We start from the raw sequence: 20,271 nt of genomic DNA, 5'->3' as shown, positions 1-20,271 counted from the left end.
ATTACTGGAACGCTACTCCAAACAATAAAGGAGGATCCTATGAAAGAAACGGACACGATTGAAAATGATTTAAAAAGCATGGGCTTGACACTACCCCCGCTTCCTAAAAGATCAGGAAATTATTTACCTGCCAAACAACATGGTAAGTGTATATATTTAAGCGGAATAACGTGTAAAACTAACGGTCAGATTGAATATAAAGGAAAAGTGGGAGAGGATGTATCTACTGAGGATGCTTACTACGCTGCCAGGCTGTGTACATTGAACCACTTAGCAGTCATTAAATCGATGGTTGGCAGCTTAGAACAAATTAAGAGCGTCATAAAACTAGTAGGATATGTAAATTGCAGAGATGATTATCAAGACGTTCCTCTTGTAATTAATGGAGCTTCTGATTTATTAATTGAATTATTTGGGGAAAGGGGTCAACATGCTCGTTGTGCAGTTGGTGTTAGTTCACTCCCTGGTCTTGCTGCTGTAGAAACAGATTTAATTGTCGAAGTAAAATAAATAGAAAAAGGAAAAGCATCACCTGCTAGTGGTGATGCTTTTCCTTTCCCGCCTAGGATGAACGATCTGTTACCTTGGCTCCACAATTAATTTTATTGCCGTTCGCTCTTCACCCTCAATTGTAATATCAGTAAATGCAGGGATACATACGAGATCAATGCCGCTTGGTGCTACAAATCCTCGAGCGATGGCCACAGCTTTAATAGATTGATTGAGCTCCAGCGCCAATTGCTTGTATTTCTGCTGCTCCTCTTTCCCGGATGACACCTGCCAGGGCACCGGCTACAGAATTAGGGGTAGATTTAGCTGATACTTTTAATACTTCCATCTTTAGTACCTCCTTTTGTGGGATAATGCCACTCCCATACTATATTCCTGATAAGAGCCTATATTCCTTCTTTCAAAGGTAAATGTTTTCAAAATTTTCTGGTACGAATGTAAAATGAAAGAGTAGCGGCCCTGAGCCTCTTGTCTCAAAAAAGGAACTTCACTCAAAAAATGGCTTATCTTCACTAATTTGAATTCTTTGTATTTTGTTTGCTCTTCCTGTTTTTGGATGTACATCCACAAGAATTCCATTTAACTGTTCCCTGCCATTGGTGACTTCAAACCTTACAGGAAGATTTGTAAGAAATTTTTTCAACACTGCTTCCCGATCCATCCCAAGCACCCCATCATACGGGCCAGTCATCCCAGCATCGGTAATATAGGCTGTCTGATTTGGAAGGATGCGTTCATCTGCGGTCTGAATATGAGTATGGGTGCCGGCAACTGCTGTAACGCGACCGTCAAGATACCATCCCATCGCTTGCTTTTCACTTGTCGCTTCTGCGTGAAAATCCACAAAGATAAATGGAGTTCTTTTGCTCACTTCATCAATCAATTCATCTGCTTTGCGAAATGGGCAATCATTCGGCGGCAAAAACGTTCGCCCCATTAAATTGATAATAGCAAATTCAATGTCATTAATTCTTACATAAGTATACCCTTTTCCTGGTGTTCCCTCAGGGTAGTTAGCCGGCCTAACCAAATGAGGAGCATCTTCGATAAACTCAAAAATTTCTTTATTGTCCCATGTATGGTTTCCCATCGTGACTGCCTGGGCTCCCGAGTCAAGAAAACTTTTATATATTTTCTCGGTAATTCCCCGCCCTCCTGCTGCATTTTCTCCATTAATTATTGTCAGGGTGGGCTTATATTTGGTTTTTAGTTTAGGCAAATATTCTTTTACCATCTGCCTTCCCGGAGATCCAACAACATCTCCTATAAACATTAATCTCATCGTTTTCTACTTCCTTTCCTTTTATCGCTGCACAGTAGTATACTGATTTTCCTATTACTAAAACGTTTCCCATCTTTAAAGAATACTAATCAAATGGTTTACCCTATGTAAACGTGAAAAAGCGAATCTTTTAGAAAAAGAAATAAAGTGGCAGTAGCTGCCACTTTATTTCGCATATTCAACGGCCCTCGTTTCTCGAATCACGGTGATTCGAATGTGTCCCGGGTAGTCGAGTTCATCTTCAATTCGCTTAGTTATTTCTCTAGCCAAGTGATGTGCGACCGCATCGTCTACCAAGTCAGGTTTAACCATAATGCGCACCTCACGGCCAGCTTGAATCGCATACGTTTTTTCAACACCATCAAATGATTCTGCAATTTCTTCGAGTTTCTCTAAACGCTTAATATACGTTTCTAATGTTTCTCTTCTTGCTCCTGGACGAGCAGCTGATAATGCATCAGCCGCAGCCACTAACGTTGAAATTACGGAAGTTGGTTCAGTGTCCCCATGGTGAGAAGCTATACTGTTTATCACAACAGGATGCTCCTTGTATTTCGTGGCCAATTCGACACCAATCTCCACATGGCTTCCTTCTACTTCATGATCGATGGCTTTCCCGATATCGTGAAGAAGACCTGCACGTTTAGCTAATTGTTCATCTTCTCCAAGTTCAGCTGCCATTAGTGAAGTAAGGTGAGCTACCTCCATTGAATGCTTTAGTACATTTTGGCCATAACTTGTACGATATTTCAAACGTCCAAGTATCTTAATTAAATCTGGATGCAGCCCATGGATTCCCATCTCGAAAGTAGTTTGTTCCCCATATTCCCGGATAAGTTCATCTACTTCTCGACGCGATTTATCAACCGTTTCTTCTATTCGAGCCGGATGGATACGACCATCTTGTACCAGCTTTTCTAAAGAAGTTCTGGCAATTTCCCGTCGAATCGGATCAAACCCTGATAGAATTACGGCCTCCGGTGTATCATCAATAATTAAATCGATTCCAGTAAGCGTCTCTAAAGCTCGAATATTACGGCCTTCCCGTCCTATAATGCGGCCTTTCATTTCATCATTCGGAAGGTTTACTACAGACACTGTGGTTTCAGCAATATGATCAGCGGCACAACGCTGAATCGCAAGCGAAAGAATTTCTTTTGCTTTCTTATCAGCCTCTTCTTTGGCTCGCTCGGTATGATCCTTAATCATTAATGCCGTCTCATGCTGAAGTTCCTGTTTCACATCCCGAAGAATCATCGCTTGAGCTTCTTCACGAGACAACCCTGACACTCGTTCTAATTCTGCTTGCTGCTTAGAAAGGATTTCCTCCACTTTGCTATGTTTTTCTTCAACTTGTCGTTGTTTGTCGGCGAGAGTTTCTTCTCTCTTTTCCAACGATTCTTCTTTCTTGTCCAATGTTTCACTTTTACGGTCAAGAATTTCTTCTTTTTGCATCAATCGGTTTTCTTGTTTCTGAATTTCATTTCTTCGTTCGCGAAGATCTTGCTCAGCTTCCGCACGAATCTTATGAGCTTCATCTTTCGCTTCAAGGATAGCTTCTTTTCTGCTTGCCTCGGCATTTCGTTCAGCTTCCTCTGTGATCTGCTTAGCAGCTTGCTCCGCACTTGAAATCTTCGCTTCCGCTATGGATCTACGAATAAAATAACCGATAAATCCGCTCAAAGCTGCAACGACTATTAGCAAAATGGAGATGATAAAGATTAAATCCATGTCTTTTCACCTCCTCTTGCTATCAATTTGTCTTTGTTGGCCTTTCAGCCGGCCGACTTTTTCAAAAAATTGTCGGCAGATCATTAAATAATTATTTGGTGTGAAAAATGAAACGATATAATCTTACAATGAATGTTCCAATGCTAAACGCTGATTACTCACTTTCTTGCTCATTCCTGCGAACATTCAGTAAAATATGATGCTTGTAGACATCATTCCTGTTAATTGTATCCTTGAATAATATACATGTCAAGACTCCCTAAGGCTGAAGCAGTAAGGAAAAGAGAGCATTCACGTTTGCCGGGTCCATAATTTTCAAAGATCTGCCTGTAAAGCACAGGGGAAGAACCAAATCTCAAAAAATTGTCGGATCTTTTAGATCTTTGACTTTCTTTGCTTACTTTTATGTATATAGATTTATTTGTTTTATTTGGCTCGATTCTTCTTCAAAAAAAGCACTCTTAAAAGAGTGCTTTTCTCTTACTCCTCAACATCTAATGGCAAACCATCTTCATTTTCAGCTTCGCCTTCAGCCTGCTTAGCGTCTAATTCATAGTGGCTTCGGATGCGTTCCTCAATAATGCCGGCAATTTCCTGGTTTTCTTTCAGAAACTGCTTTGCATTCTCTCTCCCTTGACCAAGACGATCCCCGTCAAAAGAATACCAGGCTCCGCTCTTTTGAACGATATCAAGCTCAGAACCGATATCAAGAATAGATCCCTCTCTGGAAATCCCTTCTCCGTACATAATATCAACTTCTGCCTGCTTAAATGGAGGAGCAACTTTGTTCTTAACTACTTTAATTCTTGTTTTGTTACCAACCATGTCATTTCCTTGCTTTAATGTTTCTGCCCGGCGTACTTCCAAACGTACAGAAGAGTAGAACTTAAGGGCACGGCCGCCTGGTGTTGTTTCAGGGCTCCCAAACATTACTCCAACTTTTTCACGGATTTGGTTAATAAATACAGCAATAGAATTTGATTTGCTGATAGCCCCGGACAGCTTACGAAGAGCTTGAGACATGAGTCTTGCTTGCAGGCCTACATGACTGTCACCCATTTCACCTTCAATTTCAGCTTTTGGCACAAGGGCAGCAACAGAGTCAACAACCAGAATATCGACTGCTCCGCTTCTTACAAGAGCTTCAGCAATTTCTAACGCCTGCTCTCCTGTGTCTGGCTGAGACAATAGAAGATCATCAATGTTTACACCTAGCTTTTGGGCATATACCGGATCTAATGCGTGTTCTGCATCAATAAAAGCCGCTTGTCCTCCTTTTCGCTGTACTTCAGCAATAGCATGGAGGGCTACCGTCGTTTTACCAGAGGATTCAGGACCGTATACTTCAATCACCCGGCCACGAGGATATCCTCCCACCCCAAGTGCTATATCAAGAGCCAATGCACCGCTTGAGATTGTTGATACTCTTCTCTCAGCCTGTTCACCAAGTTTCATAATAGACCCTTTACCAAATTGTTTTTCAATGTTACGTAGAGCTTGATCAAGAGCTGCTTTACGTTCGCCCATGTGCCATCTCTCCTTTATAAGTTAAAGGCCTCACAAGAAATAAAGAAAGCAAAAAATACCCGTCCGCCTTCTTGTTTTCATTGCTTATCAGCCTGATAGATACTTGACTTGTTTCATCTACTTCATCATACATTGTTTTGAGATGTATGCCAATACTTTTTACGAACATTTATTCGCTTTTTCGAAAAAAAGATAGTGACGGTTAGTGAGCATATTGCTCAAAAGACCGATCCTTATTTTGAAAGTCTCTTTTTCAAAAAAGAAAGATGCCCTTTTGAAGAACTTGATTCAAAGGGGCACCTACGCTTTCGTTTATTGTTTTCTAGGAGCACGTTTTTCGCGAGGAGGGCGAGGTTTCGCTGGTTCCAGATTCACTCGCGCACCATTAATTCTTGAATAGCGAAGAGCTTCATATACAAATGGAGCAACCTCTTCAGGAACTTCTACAAACGTGAATTTTTCAAATATATCAATGCGTCCTACGGCTTTTCCAGGGATACCGACAATATCGGAAATCTCTTCAATGAGCACTTTCGGACTCATTTTGGCATTGCGTCCCACATTAATAAAGAAACGTACCATTCCCTTGGCTCCGCCGGTTTCACCAAAGTTGTAGCCGTCGTCGCTTTCATCAGTAACAGAAGAAAAGTTCATTTTCATTAAGGCTCGGACAACGTCCTTCGCCTCATAGTTGTACATAAGCTCTTCAGCTAAGTCATCAAACAAGCTCATGCCTTCCGGATTTTCCATCTGTGCCGTTATCTGCTTTTTCCAAGAATCCTGCTGCTTTTCCACCACTTCTTCAATAGATGGAACATCCTTTGTGGGAATCTGGGATTTAATTTCTGCTTCAATCGCACGAAGATGCTTCATCTCTCTTGGCGTCACAAGCGTTAAAGCTTGTCCTGTACGTCCGGCTCGCCCTGTACGGCCAATTCGGTGCACATAGCTTTCCGGGTCCTGAGGAATATCATAGTTAATGACGTGGCTGACGTTCTCCACATCAATCCCCCGAGCGGCTACATCGGTAGCTACAAGAAACTCAATGGAAGAATCGCGGAACTTTTTCATCACCGCATCCCGCTGTGACTGAGTTAAATCGCCATGAAGTCCGTCTGCCAAGTACCTCTTGCCTGGAGGGATTCTGTGAGCTCAGCCACTCCTTTTTTTGTACGAGAAAAAATAATGCCCAATTCCGGGTCCTGACTGTCTAAAATGCGGCATAAAGACTCCAGCTTATTTCGTTCTAGTACCTTGAAATAAGCCTGGTCAATAGAAGGCGCTGTAACTTCTCCTCTATTGATTGATACAGTCACTGGATCCACCATGTAGCGTTTGGATAGTTTTTTAATCGGTCCTGGCATTGTTGCTGAAAAAAGAAGTGTCTGCCTATCCACGTTAATTTGTTTTAAAATCGCTTCAATATCTTCCACAAATCCCATGTCAAGCATTTCATCTGCTTCATCCAGGACGACCATTTGAACACGATCAAGCTTAAGCGTTCTGCGTCGCAGATGGTCTTGAAGTCTGCCGGGCGTTCCAATTACGATTTGTACGCCTTGCTTTAACGCTTTGATTTGATGTCCAATGGACTGGCCACCGTAAATCGGAAGAGTTCTAACATTTAAATGTCTGGATAGCTTCTGAAGCTCTCCTGAAACTTGAATAGCAAGCTCCCGTGTAGGGTAAGAATCATCGCCTGCACATGTGGTTCATTGGTAATAGAATCTAATAGCGGAATTCCAAAAGCTGCTGTTTTTCCTGTACCTGTCTGCGCCTGGCCGATTACATCATCGCCTTTTAGTATGGCCGGGATTGCTTTTTCTTGTATGGGTGATGGCTCTTCAAAGCCATATCCTTTATTGCCTTTTTAATTTCCTCTTTAATCGTAAAATCTTCAAAATAAGACATTCTCACATCACCTTTTCTACACTTTCAATAATAAATGAGCACCGTGTTTTACCGTTTGGATCCTGATCGTGCTCCTGGAGCCGCTCAATGTAAGGTTTTTGCAAAAGAACCTTCAGGAGTAGCTACGCCTACCCAAACATCCCCAGGCAGTTTTCCTTCATGAGCACCAGGACCAGCCACTCCGGTAAAGCTTATGCCGATACTGCTTTTAAATTTCTCTTTTACCTGCTCGGCCATTTTCTTGGCACAATTCTCACTTACTGCACCATCTCTTTCAAGGAGGAGTGAATCAATGCCGAGCACATTTTCTTTCACTTCATTCGTGTACGTTATTGCTCCTCCGGCAAAGACCGATGAAGCTCCTGGCAAAGAAGTAAGCTCCTGGCTGAATAAGCCGCCCGTTAAACTTTCAGCAGCAGCCACAGTCCACTCCTTCTCCTTAAGAAGTTCTAGCGCCTTGCCCATTAATGTATCTTCACCGTATCCATATAGATAATTCCCTACTCTTTGCCTCACTTTACACTCTAAATCATCTAAGCTTTTTATTGCAAGGTCTCTGTCTTGTTCTTTTATGGTTAATCGAAGAGTTACTTCTCCTTCTTCGGCTAAAGGGGCAAGTGTAGGATTTGTTTGAGTCTCGATAAGATCTTTCAGCTGATCCTCAAGTGAAGATTCACCGATCCCAAAAAACGAAGCACGCGAGACCGTACAGCCTTTGCTTTTGGGTATAGGTTCTTAATATACGGCTTCACTGAAGCTTGAATCATCGCTTTCATCTCACGGGGAGGTCCAGGAAGCAGCAAAAAGTGAGTCCTTTCATTAGAGCAGGCCATCCCGCAAGCCAGGCCTGCTTTGTTCATAAATACATTGCTTCCAACAATATGATGAGCCTGCTTACGGTTAGAAGGTGTTACGGCCCTTTTGGACTTTGCAAAAAACGTTTCAATGTTTTCCAAAGAAGGGCTGTGAACTGCAATTTTCTTCCCGAGATGCGCTGCCACTGTTTCTCTTGTTAAATCATCATCTGTCGGGCCCAAACCACCGGTGAGTATAACGATATCTGCTCTTTCCTCTGCTTCTGCAAGCGCTTCTCTCAAGCGACCTGCATTATCGCCCACCACCGTATGACGGTAGACATCAATCCCTAACAAAGCCAGCTCCTTCGATATATACTGGCCATTTGTATTTGCAATCTGCCCTAATAATAGTTCTGATCCTACTGCAATGATTTCTGCATTCATTGTTCCACCTCTTTTTTCACCATCCGTCCGTTTTACATGGACTTTAATACTACATGCTTATTTTTCACTAAATAGTCCCATCCGGAAAGAAGAGTTAAAATAACGGCAATCCACATGGTAATCATTGCAAAAGGAATGCCTGCTGCCGCGAAAGGAACATTATGAATGAGCAGAGCGGTGATCGCTACCATTTGAAATACCGTTTTCCACTTACCCAGGGAACTAGCCGCGATCACTTCTCCTTCGGCCGCTGCTACTAACCTGACACCCGTCACAGCAAATTCCCGGCTTAGGATAACAATAGCCATCCAGGCTGGAAGCATTTGAAGCTCAACCAGTGAGATCAAAGCTGCTGTCACTAACAGTTTATCTGCCAGTGGATCTAAAAATTTCCCAAAATTAGTAACTAATTCATATTTTCTCGCAAAGTATCCATCGAGCCAGTCTGTTCCGGCAGCCACCACAAAAATGACCGCTCCGATAAGATGAGTGAAAGGAAGAGTGCTTCCTGCAATAGAAACCTCTCCCCAATCCATGGGAACAAGCAGAACGACCATGAAGAGCGGAATTAAAAAAATTCTTCCGATTGTAATTTTGTTAGGTAAATTCACTATTATCCTCCTGCTGTCTCATAAAGATTTATTTATCTGGCAGTAATTTATATAAGTAAAGGAAAGGAGGAAGAAACGTTGTCACCGTACGAAACACGAAGGAAGCATTTGGACTTATTGTATCATAACTTCCCGTATAAGAGGGAGATTATGCTTGTTTTATACAAGAAAAGCATAAGGTCCACAAATTAATGCTTTCTCTCATTTCAATAAGATCCCGGTGCCAAAAAGTAAATGAGGTGACAAAAAAGCAAGCCTCTGGAGGCTCACTTTTTACTCTTCTTCGTCATCGTTCTCTTCTTCAACTTCAACGATAATATGCTGTCTTGCCTCATTGATAGGGTAATCAATCTCTTCACCGTTGATAGAGAGTGTTACCGCTGAGGTATTTCCAACATTTACCGTAACAGCAGATTGACCGCTAAAGTCATACGATTCAGAATCTCCGTCGCTGGAGCTGTGAATCGTTTCAGTAATATCGCCATCTTCATCTCTAATGTCAACATATGAGTTTCCGCTGAACTCCATCTCAACAAGTAATTCATCGGTTCCTGTTAAAGTATAAGTAGAACGGTAACTTTCTGTATCTACATGCTCTATTTCACCGGTTTCTTCAGCATTTTCCTCTTCATCATTACCGTTTTCCTCTTCTTCCTCATCATTTACAGCTTCCTCATTACCGTTCTCCGCTTCTTCCTCAGCGGCTTCCTCTTCACTGTTTTCCTCTTCGTCATTACCGTTTTCCTCTTCTTCAGCAGGCCCGATAGCTCCTCATTGGAATCTACTTCAAAGCCGGGGTCGCCTGTCGGCGGTTCTCCTTCGGTCGTATCACCGCCTCCGAAGCCTTGAACAACAACCCAAATCCCTACGGCGATCACTGTAGCAAACACAAAAACCATGACAGCAGGCAAAAAGGATAGCTTGTTGCTCTTCTTCCGGTTTACAGGGGGCTTTCTTCTTTCCATCCGGGGAGGTATTTCAGCTGGTTCTTGCTTAGGCTTAGGAAGTTCACTGCCGTATTCCTCGAAAACTTCGTCTGGATCGAGCCGTAGTGCTTCCGCGTAGCTTTTTACAAAAGCACGTGCATAAAATGACCCTGGAAGAGCAGAATGATCTCCCTCTTCAATTGCTTTTAGGTACCTTTTTTGAATCTTTGTCATCTCCTGCATTTTTTCAAGAGATATTCCTTGTTCTTCTCGTTTCTCTTTTAGAAACTCTCCTAATTGTGACACACCTAACACCTACCAACTAACTAATATCAAAAGAAGAAAATCCAGTATCAACAATATCATAGGAAATTTCTTCATTTTCTTCATTTCTCAATTCAATGATACAATCAAAATCTTTTAAAGAATATCCTGACTCTCTAACAAAAATGTCAGGATGTTCAACCACCTTGACAGCAGGAAGCCTCATCACCTCATCGACAAGCATGCGGTGTTTCTCGGAAGCTCGCATCATCGTTACAATCCCATCAATAATATATACATGCTCGCCATCTAATTCATCATCAGCAAGCTGGCTTCGTACAGTCTGCCGTAAAAGTGTTGAAGAAATAAACGACCACCTTTTATTTGCACACACACTTGCTGCAACGAGTGACTCTGTCTTCCCCACTCTGGGCATCCCGCGAATGCCTATTAAAAAATGGCGGTCCTTTTTAAAAAGTTCAGCATGAAATCAACAAGAAGCCCGAGCTCTTTTCGCACAAATCGAAACGTCTTTTTATCGTCTGCATCTCTTTCTATGTACCGGCCATGCATAACAGCAAGTCTGTCTCTAAGCCTTGGTTCCCTGAATTTACGGACTGTGATATTTTCCACAGTATCCAAGATCGCTTTAAACCGTTCAAGCTGGTCGTCGCTTTTGCTGCGTATAAGCATTCCCCGTCTGCGGTCTTCCACACCATTAATCGTCACAATATTAATGGAAAGCATACCTAGAAGGATGAAATGTCACCTAATAATCCGGGTCTGTTTTTGTGGATTTCGTACTCTAAATACCATTCTTTTGCTTCCATATTTGAGCACCTTTCTTCATTAGAGGTTACCTTGGCACTGGTTAGGCTTTTTTATATAAGAAACACCTGTCTAATTCTCTGCAGAACGGCAAGCATTGCATCCTCTGCCTCATTCTTCCGTTATAGATTACTTGTAATTTTACGCTATTTCTTATTATTTGAACAGGATTTTCCCGATAAATCATTCGAATACACTTGAGTGCAAAGCGTTAACTCCCTTTTCCTCTTGCACCTGCTCGAATATTTACCCAGGCTTTCTTTTGGTCTTTGAGTGCCCTGTTCTCATAAAGCTTAAAGTTTGTCACAGTAAATATATTATACAGCCAACTTTACTTCCTTTAAAGGGTCTTCCTTCCTTGGTGTAAAAATACAAGTGCATAAAAGAAGGGCACCGCATCACGCAGCACCCTTCATTCTTTTATATCTTAACTTAATGCGTTCCTTCGTTTTGAACAAGCTTAACCATCATGTTGGCAATGGCATGCTGCTCTTGTTCATTGGCTACTTTCCACATTTGAGCTAAAACGCGTTCTTGCTCATTTTTTGGTTCTACTTGGTTGGCTAAATATTCTCCAACTTCATAAGCTACCTCAGAAATTGTTTCATTATTCATTCCTTCGCCTTGCCCTTGATGTAACGTCGCCTAGAAAATCTTTCCACTGCTCCCAGTTGTCTAATACAGACATGAAGCTTCCCTCCTTACTAATGGTTTCTTTCGTAGTTTTTCATTAGTAAAGAAAAATTATTCCCCTCCTGTTAAAATTCCTTTGTTAACAGTACCAGGCTCCATTTACTGAAAGAATTTGTCCTGATATATAGCTCGATTTAGAGGAGAGAAGAAACTCTGCAGCATCAGCTACTTCACGAGGAGAACCTAGTCTGCTCATTGGGATTTCCTCACGCAGGGCCTCTTTTTCCTCAGGAGAAAAAGCAGACATCATTGGTGATTCAATAGCTCCTGGTGCTATGCCGTTGACATATACCCCCGATGGGGCTGCTTCTTTGGCTAAGGACTTCACAAATGTGTTTAATCCTCCTTTAACCGTAGAATACATCACTTCGCAGGCAGCTCCGGTTAATCCCCATATAGAGGAAATAACAAGTATGTGCATGGCGCCTTTGAATCATTCCGGGCAGCAAGCTTTTCGTAAGCTCTAAAGGGCTTGTTAAGTGAAGTTGAATGTTGTCTTGTATGTCTTTGGAGTCAAGGTCTGTAAATAGTCCGTAGGAGCTTTTTCCACTGTTATGAATCACGGCTCCCACGGGTGAATGAATACCTTTTAATAGCTCAGAAACTCCTTCAGGCTTAGATAAATCGCTTTGTACAAGGTTTACTTCCACGCCAAGTCCTTCACATTCTCTCTTTAGAGATTCTGCTTTTTCTTTAGAAGCATTATAATGTAAAAATAAAGGGCGGCCGGAAGCCGCCATTTTTAAAGCTATTTCCTTTCCTATTGCTCCGCTCGAACCAGTAATTAAAACGTGCTCAGTCATTTATGCAGATTCCTCTGCTTTCTTGCCCACCACCTGGGAAATAGTGCATTGGTCTTCCCCAAAATGCTCCGTAAGCGCAGCTTCTAAATCTTTTGAAGTCAATTCTTCCAATACAGGAATCACATCATATAAATGCATCTCATTAAAGAGATAGCGAGTAAATTGATTTGCGATAAATTCCGGGGAATTCAATTGCTTTAAAAAGGATCCGATCTTTTTCTTTCTGATCCGCTCTACCTCTTCCTCATTTATTCCCTCTTGCTTCATGCTGCGAACAGCTTCCTGAATCTTCTGTGCCAAAGCATCAGGATCTTTAGTGTCTCCACCAATCACACTGAATGCAAATGTTTTCTCCCCTGTATAATCAAAGGAAAAGGAATCGTCAATCAGTCCCTCTTTGTACAACTGTTGATATGTTTCTGAGCCCTGACCAAACATGAGTTCAAGGATAATCTGCAAAGAGAGCTCATAGCGAAGCAGTTCTTTCCCTTGTTTTTTTGGATCGGGTTCTTTGTAGCCAACCAGGCATTTTGGTGTGTTTACACTCATTGGAAGGACTTCTTTTTCCCTGCGAACGTTTTCCGGCTCCTCGGCAAGAAACCTTTCGATCTCTTCCGGCTCTTTAAATTCTTTTTCTCCCTGGTTGTCCCTAACCAGCTGCAGAATCTCCTCTGGCTCAACGGGGCCGACGATAAATAATGCCATATTTGATGGATGGTAAAAGGTGTTGTAGCAGGTGTACAAATCATCTTTTGTAATCTTGTCAATGGAATCAATAGTACCTGCGATGTCAATTTTCACAGGATGATTATGGTACATGTTATCCAGGAGGTTAAAAAACACACGCCAATCAGAGTTATCTTCATACATCTTTATTTCCTGCCCAATGATTCCTTTCTCCTTCTCTACACTCTGTTCAGTAAAATAAGGATGCTGAACAAAATTTAATAATGTTGTTAGATTCTTCTTTACTTCCTGGGTGCTGGAAAAAAGGTAAGCTGTCCGAGTAAAGCTGGTAAATGCATTAGCCGAAGCGCCCTGTTCTCCAAAAACCTGGAAAACGTCTCCTTTTTCATCTTCAAACATTTTGTGCTCTAAAAAATGAGCGATACCGTCAGGAACTTTCACTTTTTCGTTTTCCCCCAGAGGGACAAAATGATTGTCCACTGCACCATAATTTGTCGTAAAAGTAGCATAGGTTTTGTTAAAACCTTTTTTAGGAAGAACATATACAGAAAGTCCATTGTCAAGTTTTTCCTGGTACAACGTTTCCTTTAACTGGTCAAATGTTTGTTTTTCAGCCATTATTTAGCCTCCTTTCCTCGTAAGAAATAGATCGTATCCATTTCAACCGTTTTCGCGCATTCAATTACATCTTCTTTGGTCACTTTATCAATCGCTTCAAGCCAGTCATCAAGAGGCCTTTTTTTCCCTGAAACAACACCCTGGTAAAACATTTCGATCAATCCCCTGGGTACATCTGCCATTTCAAGTAATTGGTTTTTAAGCATTTGTTTCGTCTGTTCAATTTCCTTGTCAGAAAAGTCGCCGTCTTTCATTGCCTTCATCTGCTCTTTAATAATGGTTAAAGCTTTATCGTAGTTTTTCTGGTCCACCCCTGACATCACAAGCAGAAGGCCTTTACTGCTTTCATACCTGGATGCCGCATAGTACGCCAGGCTCTCTTTTTCCCTGACATTAATGAAGAGCTTTGAATGAGGAAAACCGCCAAATAGTCCATTCATCACCTGCATCGCCGGATAATTTTCATCTTTAAAAATAATAGACGTTCGGTATCCGATGTTCAATTTCCCTTGCTGTACGTCCTGTTCTTCGCTTACCTCCCGTACCTCTTCAGGCTTTGTAATTGATGCCGAAGAGGCCTCAAGGCTTCCTTCTCTTTCGGGAAGACGAAACAGCTCTTGTATATCCTTTTTTAATTCATTTTCTTTCACATCACCTACGACATACAAATCAAAGTCATCCTCGTTGATCATGCTATCGTACGTTTCTTTCAAGTCATCTTTGCCTATCTTCTCAATTTCCTCTTCACTCCCATAAGGATGAATCCCGTATGGTTCGTCTTTGCACATCTCTTCAATTAAACGAACATTTGCGTAGCGCATTTTATCATCAAAAATAGACTCCAGGCGCTGCTTCAATGTGCGCTTTTCTTCAGTAATGATACTTTCAGAAAACCCTCCATTTTCCATGAAAGGATCAAAGAGGACATCCCGGAGAAATTCCAGGCTCTTTGTTAAGAGAGGGCTTGGATCCTGTAAATATTTTTCATTTGCCACTTCAATTCGAAAAGAGATCAGGTGGGCTTCACCTTTTTTGGTCACATCGATCCCAAATGAAGCTCCGTAAAGTTCATCCAAATATAAGCGGATATCCTTTCTCGTAGGATGGTTTTTCGTAGCGCTTTTTAACACATTGGCCAACAGCGACCTTTGCGTCACCGTCTCTTTTTTTAACGGGGCTTTTACTTGAAGAACAACAGTATTGGTTTTGAACTTATCAGTGGGAACAACATGGACATGTAATCCCTTAACAGAATACGTTTCTTCTTGGATCATCGTTAAACACCCTTTCTCCAACTATAGCTGTAATGAATGCGTATCAGGCTTGCTCTGACGATTGCTCCTCACGTCGATCTACTAATACTTCACGAGGCTTGCTGCTTCATATGGCCCTACAATTCCCCTGACTTCCATTTCATCAATCAGTCGTGCTGCCCGAGTATAGCCGATTCGAAACCTTCTTTGAAGCATGGATACGGACGCGCTGTTCATTTGCATGACAAGAGATACAGCATCATCATACAAATCATCCTGAACTTCAGACTCAACCTCAGGAACTTCCTCAGGCATCATTTCTTCCTGGTAGTTCGCTTTCTGCTGAGCTATGACGGCATTGACAACGGCCTCTACTTCTTCATCTGATACAAAAGCGCCCTGAATACGAGTGCTTTTGTTTGCTCCTACTGGAATAAACAGCATATCCCCCCGGCCAAGGAGCTTTTCAGCCCCTCCTGAGTCCAGAATAGTTCTGGAATCGGTCTGGCTGGACACACCAAAAGCAATTCTTGATGGGATGTTTGCTTTTATGACTCCGGTAATAACATCGACAGATGGACGCTGTGTTGCAATAATCATATGGATACCAGCAGCCCTTGCCATTTGAGCAAGCCTGGTAATGGCATCCTCCACATCACTTGACGCTACCATCATCAAGTCGGCAAGCTCGTCAACAATGACAATGATATACGGTAATGTTGGCTGTTTTTCATTGTTTTTCTCATTTTGCTTCCTAATCAGATCATTATACCCCTCAATATTACGAGTTCCGCTGTGAGAGAACAGATCATAGCGGCGTTCCATCTCTGCCACAGCCTTCTTAAGGGCCTGAGACGCTTTCTTAGGCTCTGTCACAACTGGTGTCAGTAAATGGGGAATCCCATTATACACGTTGAGTTCAACCATCTTAGGATCAATCATCATGAGCTTGACTTCATGGGGTTTTGCTTTCATCAAAATACTGGTAATAATTCCATTAATACATACACTTTTCCCGCTTCCAGTTGCTCCAGCTACCAGAAGATGAGGCATTTTGTTTAAGGATGCCAGTACAGGTTCACCTGATATATCTCTTCCCAAAGCAACAGAAAGAATATGCTCATCCTTTTTCTTTCCTGCTTCAAGGACTTCCCGCAGCCCTACCATAGCAACTTCCTGATTGGGAACTTCAATGCCGATAGCGGATTTTCCTGGGATTGGTGCTTCGATCCGGATATCTTTTGCAGCTAGTGCCAAAGCAAGATCATCGGCTAAATTTACGATTTTACTCACTTTCACCCCTATATCAGGCTGCACTTCATACTTTGTTACTGCCGGGCCTAAGTGCACTTCATTTACCTTTGCTTTCACACCAAAGCTTAATAAGGTCTGCTCCAGCTTTCTCGCATTGGAAGAAATCTGGCCCTTTTCATGCTTTTGACTGTTCTGTTTTGGGCTTGACAATAACTCAATAGGAGGGACCTGGTAATCCTCATTTGTCGTTTCAGCCGCCACCATAAGAGGTTCTTTCACGGCTTCTTCAGTCTCTTTATCCTTCTTCTCCCGCTGAGAAACCTGGGACTCTTTATCAGAAGTGTTCCGGTTCTCTGACGAATATGCTTGATCCGCAAAATTATAAATGACCGGATCCGGTCTTTCTCCAGGCTTTGCTTCTTTTGCCTCCTTCTCTTCTTTATAGGCCTGACTTTGCGCCTGCCTTTTTTCCTTTTTGCTTTTCCCTTCTTCTTTCTTTTGCTCCCTGGCCTGTTTAAATTCAGCTCCTTTTGCTTGTACAGCTTTGCCGGCTGCAAGAGTGCTCTCTTTCATTTTATTTACCACGGTAAGAAAAATACCTTGCATGGAAATGCCAGTTAATAAAATAAATGAAATGACAAACAAAAATACTGAGACTACCCTTGTTCCTCCTCCATCAAAAAGAAACATGCTTACAGTAAACAGGAGAGCCCCGATCATCCCTCCGCCGATATCTTCATACGCGCTGTTTCCGCTCACATCGAGCCAGTAAAGTTCCCATGTTTGCAGAAGGGCAGAACCGCTCTGAAAAGGACTCTGTGCTCCAAGATTTTCAAACAGCATTAAATGACTTAACAGGAGAAAGGTCGATATGGCAATATACAAACCGCTTAAACGTCTCCCTGCCAGTGGCGGAAACTTGCGCTTTACGATAATGTAGACAGAAACAAACAGGACAAAAAGAGTTAACAGGACATGCCATTCTCCTAGAAAAAAGCGAAAAAGCTGAACAACTATTTCCCCAACGAAACCGAATCTGAAAAGTGCAATGATTGCCAAGGTAAAGAAAAGCAGGCCTGCAAGCTCGTACTTCATTTGCTTAGCCCACTGATTCTGCTTTTGGCTTTTCTTTTTTTTCTTTTTTGCCATAACCTCACCCCGACAAGTTTATTCCATATGTAACCAGCTTTTCTATTCATAAAGAGAGCCGCCGGAGGCGGCTCGTTCTTAATTATAGCATATTTTTCTAATCCTTTATATTGTTTAGAGGCTGTCTGTCCATACTTTTCCAGGCTGGTAGCAATCTTGCAAGTACGCTTGGGGGTCCGTGCTCATGAGCCTGGTAATGACCCATTTGTTTGGTTCCTGTTCTTCAAGGAGGACCACTCCATGTTCACAAGGTACGCTCCGCTGGGAGGCAGTTGTTTCATGTTCCTCTTTGTACACGGCTTCCATTGGAACAGGCGTATAAAGAATCATTGCATCATTCCTTCTTTCTGTCCCTTCTGTTCACTAATTAATTGATTCAGCTTTTGAAGCGCCTGCCCTACACCGCCTACTTCATTTATAATTCCATAGTCAACGGCGTCAGGCCCCACCACATTCGTGCCTATATCTCTTGTTAAATTTCCTTTTTCAAACATAAGCTCTTTAAATTTCTCTTCGGCAATATTCGATTGTTTGGTGACAAAGGAGATCACACGCTCCTGCATTTTATCCAGGTACTCAAAGGTTTGCGGAACCCCAATAACCAGACCAGTCAAGCGTATGGGGTGAATGGTCATGGTAGCTGTTTCTGCGATAAAAGAATAATCAGCAGCTACGGCTATGGGGACTCCAATGGAGTGGCCTCCTCCAAGTACAAGTGTTACCGTAGGCTTTGACATGCTGGCCACCATTTCAGAAATAGCCAGCCCTGCTTCCACATCTCCCCCTACTGTATTCAACACAATCAGCATACCTTCAATCTTAGCATTTTGTTCAGCAGCTACAAGCTGAGGAATAATGTGTTCATACTTGGTCGTCTTATTTTGAGGAGGCAGCTGCATATGACCTTCAATCTGACCAATAATTGTAATACAGTGGATATTTGTCTGTTCCATTTCAGGAACATTTGTCTGCCCAAGCTCTTGGATTTTATTTAAAATTCCTGAGCCTTTTTCTGCTCCGCCTGGCTGCCCTCCAGGCTGCTGCGGCGGTGACTGCGGAGGTGCTTGAGGGGAAGTCTGCGGGGTATTTGGATCTTGGTTTTGAAACATAAATGACCCTCCTATTATGATTAATAGGATTAGTATAACGAGCCCGTGCTTATTTATACAAAGGGAGCCATTTGACACGCTCGTGATTCTCAGGGGAAGCTTCCTTTTTTACGAAAAAAACCGGGGAATCCCCGGTCTTATACCTCCATTATAATTGGCAGAATCATCGGCCTGCGTTTTGTTTTTTCATAAAGGAACCTGCTTAACACATCACGGATATTACTTTTTAAAGAAGACCACTCATTAACGTTTTCACTCATACACTTTTCAAGTGTATCGGAAACTTTTTTGTTTGCTTCCTCAAGAAGCTTTTCTGATTCACGGACGTACACAAATCCTCTGGAAATAATGTCAGGACCGGAGATAATTGAACTGCTTTTTTTATTTAGCGTTACGACAACCACGAGAATCCCGTCTTCTGAAAGAAGGCGTCTGTCTCTTAGGACGATATTACCAACATCCCCGACTCCAAGCCCGTCAATTAAGACATTCCCTGAAGGAACTTTGCCGGTTCTTTTTCCTTGTCCCTTGGTAAATTCGATGACTTCTCCCTTGTCTATTAGAAAAGTTCTGTCCTGTTTAATACCGACAGATTGAGCTAGCTGCCTGTGTGCAAACTGCATCCTGTATTCCCCATGAACCGGTATAAAAAAGCGTGGGCGCATGAGGTTGAGCATAAATTTCAATTCTTCCTGGCTGCCGTGGCTGATGCGTGAACTTGTTTATCCCCGTACACCACATCTGCTCCAATGCGCGAAATGAAATCAATAATTCTTGAAACTGATTTTTCATTTCCAGGAATTGGTGTAGCCGAGATGACGACTGTGTCCTCAGCTTTCATGGATACTTGGCGATGAGCTCCTTTAGCCATTCTTGTCAGCGCTGACATAGGTTCGCCTTGGCTGCCTGTGCAAAGGATGACAATTTGATCATCGTTATAGTTATTTATTTGATCAAGCTCAATAAAAATATTTTTGGGCACTCGCAAATATCCTAGACGCTTTGCGATTTCTATTACTTTCAGCATGCTTGTCCCCACAACACCAATTTTTCGATTATCATTGGCGGCGGCTCTAACCACCTGCTGAATTCTGTGAATGTTGGAAGCAAAAGTGGTAACAATTACTCTTCCTTCTGCCTCTTGTATCACCTGATTAATCCCTGCTCCGGTAGATGTTTCTGAAGCGGTCGTTCCGGGGCGTTCAGCGTTTGTACTATCAGACATGAGGCAAAGCACCCCTTTTTCCCCCATATCAGACATCTTGCCTACTTCAGCAAACTTCCCATCAACGGGGGTCTGGTCAAATTTAAAGTCCCCGGTATGGACAACCATGCCCTGGGACGTTTCAATTCCAACACCAACCGAATCAGGTATGCTGTGATTAGTCCGAAAAAAGCTGACAGGAACATTTCCAACTTTAATTTTCGAATGAGAATCAATCAGTCTCAAATCGGCTTTTTTGATTAATCCTTTTTCTTTTAGACGCTCTTCCACTAAACCGATCGTAAGCTTTGTTCCGTAAACTGGTACTTTTATTTTTTGAAGGACATAAGGAAGGCCTCCAATGTGGTCCTCATGACCGTGTGTGAGGATGATGCCTTTTACTCTTTCTTTATTTTGTATAAGATACGAGATGTCGGGAATGACAATATCGACCCCAAGCATATCATCCTCTGGAAACATTAATCCCGAATCAATTACAATAATATCTTCTTCTACTTCAACAACATACATGTTTTGCCTATTTCTCCAACGCCGCCCAAGGCAAAAACACGTACAGTTTCTGAATTTTGCTTTGACAATTTACGTTCCTCCTATATATTCAGTTACATTGTATCTTCTTCCTCTCCTGTTCTAGGAAGGAAAAGTCGTT

General features: G+C 42.2%; 11 protein-coding genes and 8 pseudogenes. 1 reads left to right on the top strand and 18 read right to left on the bottom strand.

What is annotated here, in order from left to right; all coding sequences use genetic code 11:
- The first annotated feature begins 39 nt into the window (after positions 1-39).
- Positions 40-510 (top strand): RidA family protein, encoded by a 471-nt coding sequence (locus JCM19033_RS04110; RefSeq protein ID WP_054635353.1) that lies wholly within the window; start codon positions 40-42, stop codon positions 508-510.
- Between the two features lie 69 nt (positions 511-579).
- On the opposite strand, the pseudogene JCM19033_RS04105 reads toward JCM19033_RS04110, so the two are convergent.
- The 18 genes and pseudogenes from JCM19033_RS04105 to JCM19033_RS04015 form a co-directional block, all read right to left on the bottom strand.
- Positions 580-838, bottom strand: a pseudogene (locus tag JCM19033_RS04105) (stage V sporulation protein S).
- A 159-nt stretch (positions 839-997) separates the two neighbouring features.
- The gene (locus JCM19033_RS04100) at positions 998-1,792 is read right to left on the bottom strand and encodes a TIGR00282 family metallophosphoesterase (protein WP_054635352.1); all 795 of its coding nucleotides are present in this window, start codon (positions 1,790-1,792) and stop codon (positions 998-1,000) included.
- A 165-nt stretch (positions 1,793-1,957) separates the two neighbouring features.
- Positions 1,958-3,523 carry a ribonuclease Y gene (gene rny / locus JCM19033_RS04095; protein ID WP_054635351.1) on the bottom strand — a complete coding sequence of 522 codons (1,566 nt, stop codon included), beginning with the start codon at positions 3,521-3,523 and terminating at the stop codon, positions 1,958-1,960.
- 480 nt (positions 3,524-4,003) lie between these two features.
- Positions 4,004-5,050 carry a recombinase RecA gene (gene recA / locus JCM19033_RS04090; protein WP_054635350.1) on the bottom strand — a complete coding sequence of 349 codons (1,047 nt, stop codon included), beginning with the start codon at positions 5,048-5,050 and terminating at the stop codon, positions 4,004-4,006.
- A 312-nt stretch (positions 5,051-5,362) separates the two neighbouring features.
- Positions 5,363-6,961 (bottom strand): annotated as a pseudogene (locus JCM19033_RS04080) (DEAD/DEAH box helicase).
- 16 nt (positions 6,962-6,977) lie between these two features.
- Positions 6,978-8,202: pseudogene (locus tag JCM19033_RS04075) on the bottom strand (competence/damage-inducible protein A).
- 32 nt (positions 8,203-8,234) lie between these two features.
- Positions 8,235-8,813, bottom strand: coding sequence for a CDP-diacylglycerol--glycerol-3-phosphate 3-phosphatidyltransferase (gene pgsA / locus JCM19033_RS04070; protein ID WP_054635348.1), 579 nt, complete (start codon positions 8,811-8,813; stop codon positions 8,235-8,237).
- A 273-nt stretch (positions 8,814-9,086) separates the two neighbouring features.
- Complete coding sequence (locus JCM19033_RS04065) at positions 9,087-9,341, bottom strand: DUF4115 domain-containing protein (protein WP_054635347.1); 255 nt, start codon at positions 9,339-9,341, stop codon at positions 9,087-9,089.
- 134 nt (positions 9,342-9,475) lie between these two features.
- Positions 9,476-10,045 carry a RodZ family helix-turn-helix domain-containing protein gene (locus tag JCM19033_RS04060; protein WP_054635346.1) on the bottom strand — a complete coding sequence of 190 codons (570 nt, stop codon included), beginning with the start codon at positions 10,043-10,045 and terminating at the stop codon, positions 9,476-9,478.
- Between the two features lie 16 nt (positions 10,046-10,061).
- Positions 10,062-10,833 (bottom strand): annotated as a pseudogene (locus JCM19033_RS04055) (DUF3388 domain-containing protein).
- A 430-nt stretch (positions 10,834-11,263) separates the two neighbouring features.
- Positions 11,264-11,519: pseudogene (locus JCM19033_RS04050) on the bottom strand (DUF3243 domain-containing protein).
- An 84-nt stretch (positions 11,520-11,603) separates the two neighbouring features.
- A pseudogene (gene ymfI, locus JCM19033_RS04045) lies at positions 11,604-12,327 on the bottom strand (elongation factor P 5-aminopentanone reductase).
- On the bottom strand, positions 12,328-13,632 hold the full coding sequence (yfmH, locus tag JCM19033_RS04040; protein WP_054635345.1) for an EF-P 5-aminopentanol modification-associated protein YfmH: 1,305 nt from the start codon (positions 13,630-13,632) through the stop codon (positions 12,328-12,330). It abuts the pseudogene before it with no gap.
- Positions 13,632-14,906 (bottom strand): EF-P 5-aminopentanol modification-associated protein YfmF, encoded by a 1,275-nt coding sequence (gene yfmF, locus JCM19033_RS04035; protein ID WP_054635344.1) that lies wholly within the window; start codon positions 14,904-14,906, stop codon positions 13,632-13,634. Before yfmF ends, yfmH begins: the two co-directional genes overlap by 1 nt.
- Before the next feature lie 43 nt (positions 14,907-14,949).
- Positions 14,950-17,288 (bottom strand): annotated as a pseudogene (locus JCM19033_RS04030) (DNA translocase FtsK).
- Positions 17,289-17,402: 114 nt separating this feature from the next.
- Complete coding sequence (locus tag JCM19033_RS04025; protein ID WP_054635343.1) at positions 17,403-17,618, bottom strand: YlzJ-like family protein; 216 nt, start codon at positions 17,616-17,618, stop codon at positions 17,403-17,405.
- Positions 17,615-18,397, bottom strand: a complete 783-nt coding sequence (locus tag JCM19033_RS04020) for a ClpP family protease (protein WP_054635342.1) — start codon at positions 18,395-18,397, stop codon at positions 17,615-17,617. Before JCM19033_RS04020 ends, JCM19033_RS04025 begins: the two co-directional genes overlap by 4 nt.
- A gap of 137 nt (positions 18,398-18,534) precedes the next feature.
- Positions 18,535-20,200, bottom strand: a pseudogene (locus tag JCM19033_RS04015) (ribonuclease J).
- Between the last annotated feature and the right edge of the window lie 71 nt (positions 20,201-20,271).

The organism is Thalassobacillus sp. C254 (assembly GCF_001310615.1).
This window is presented reverse-complemented; position numbering and strand designations above follow the sequence as displayed.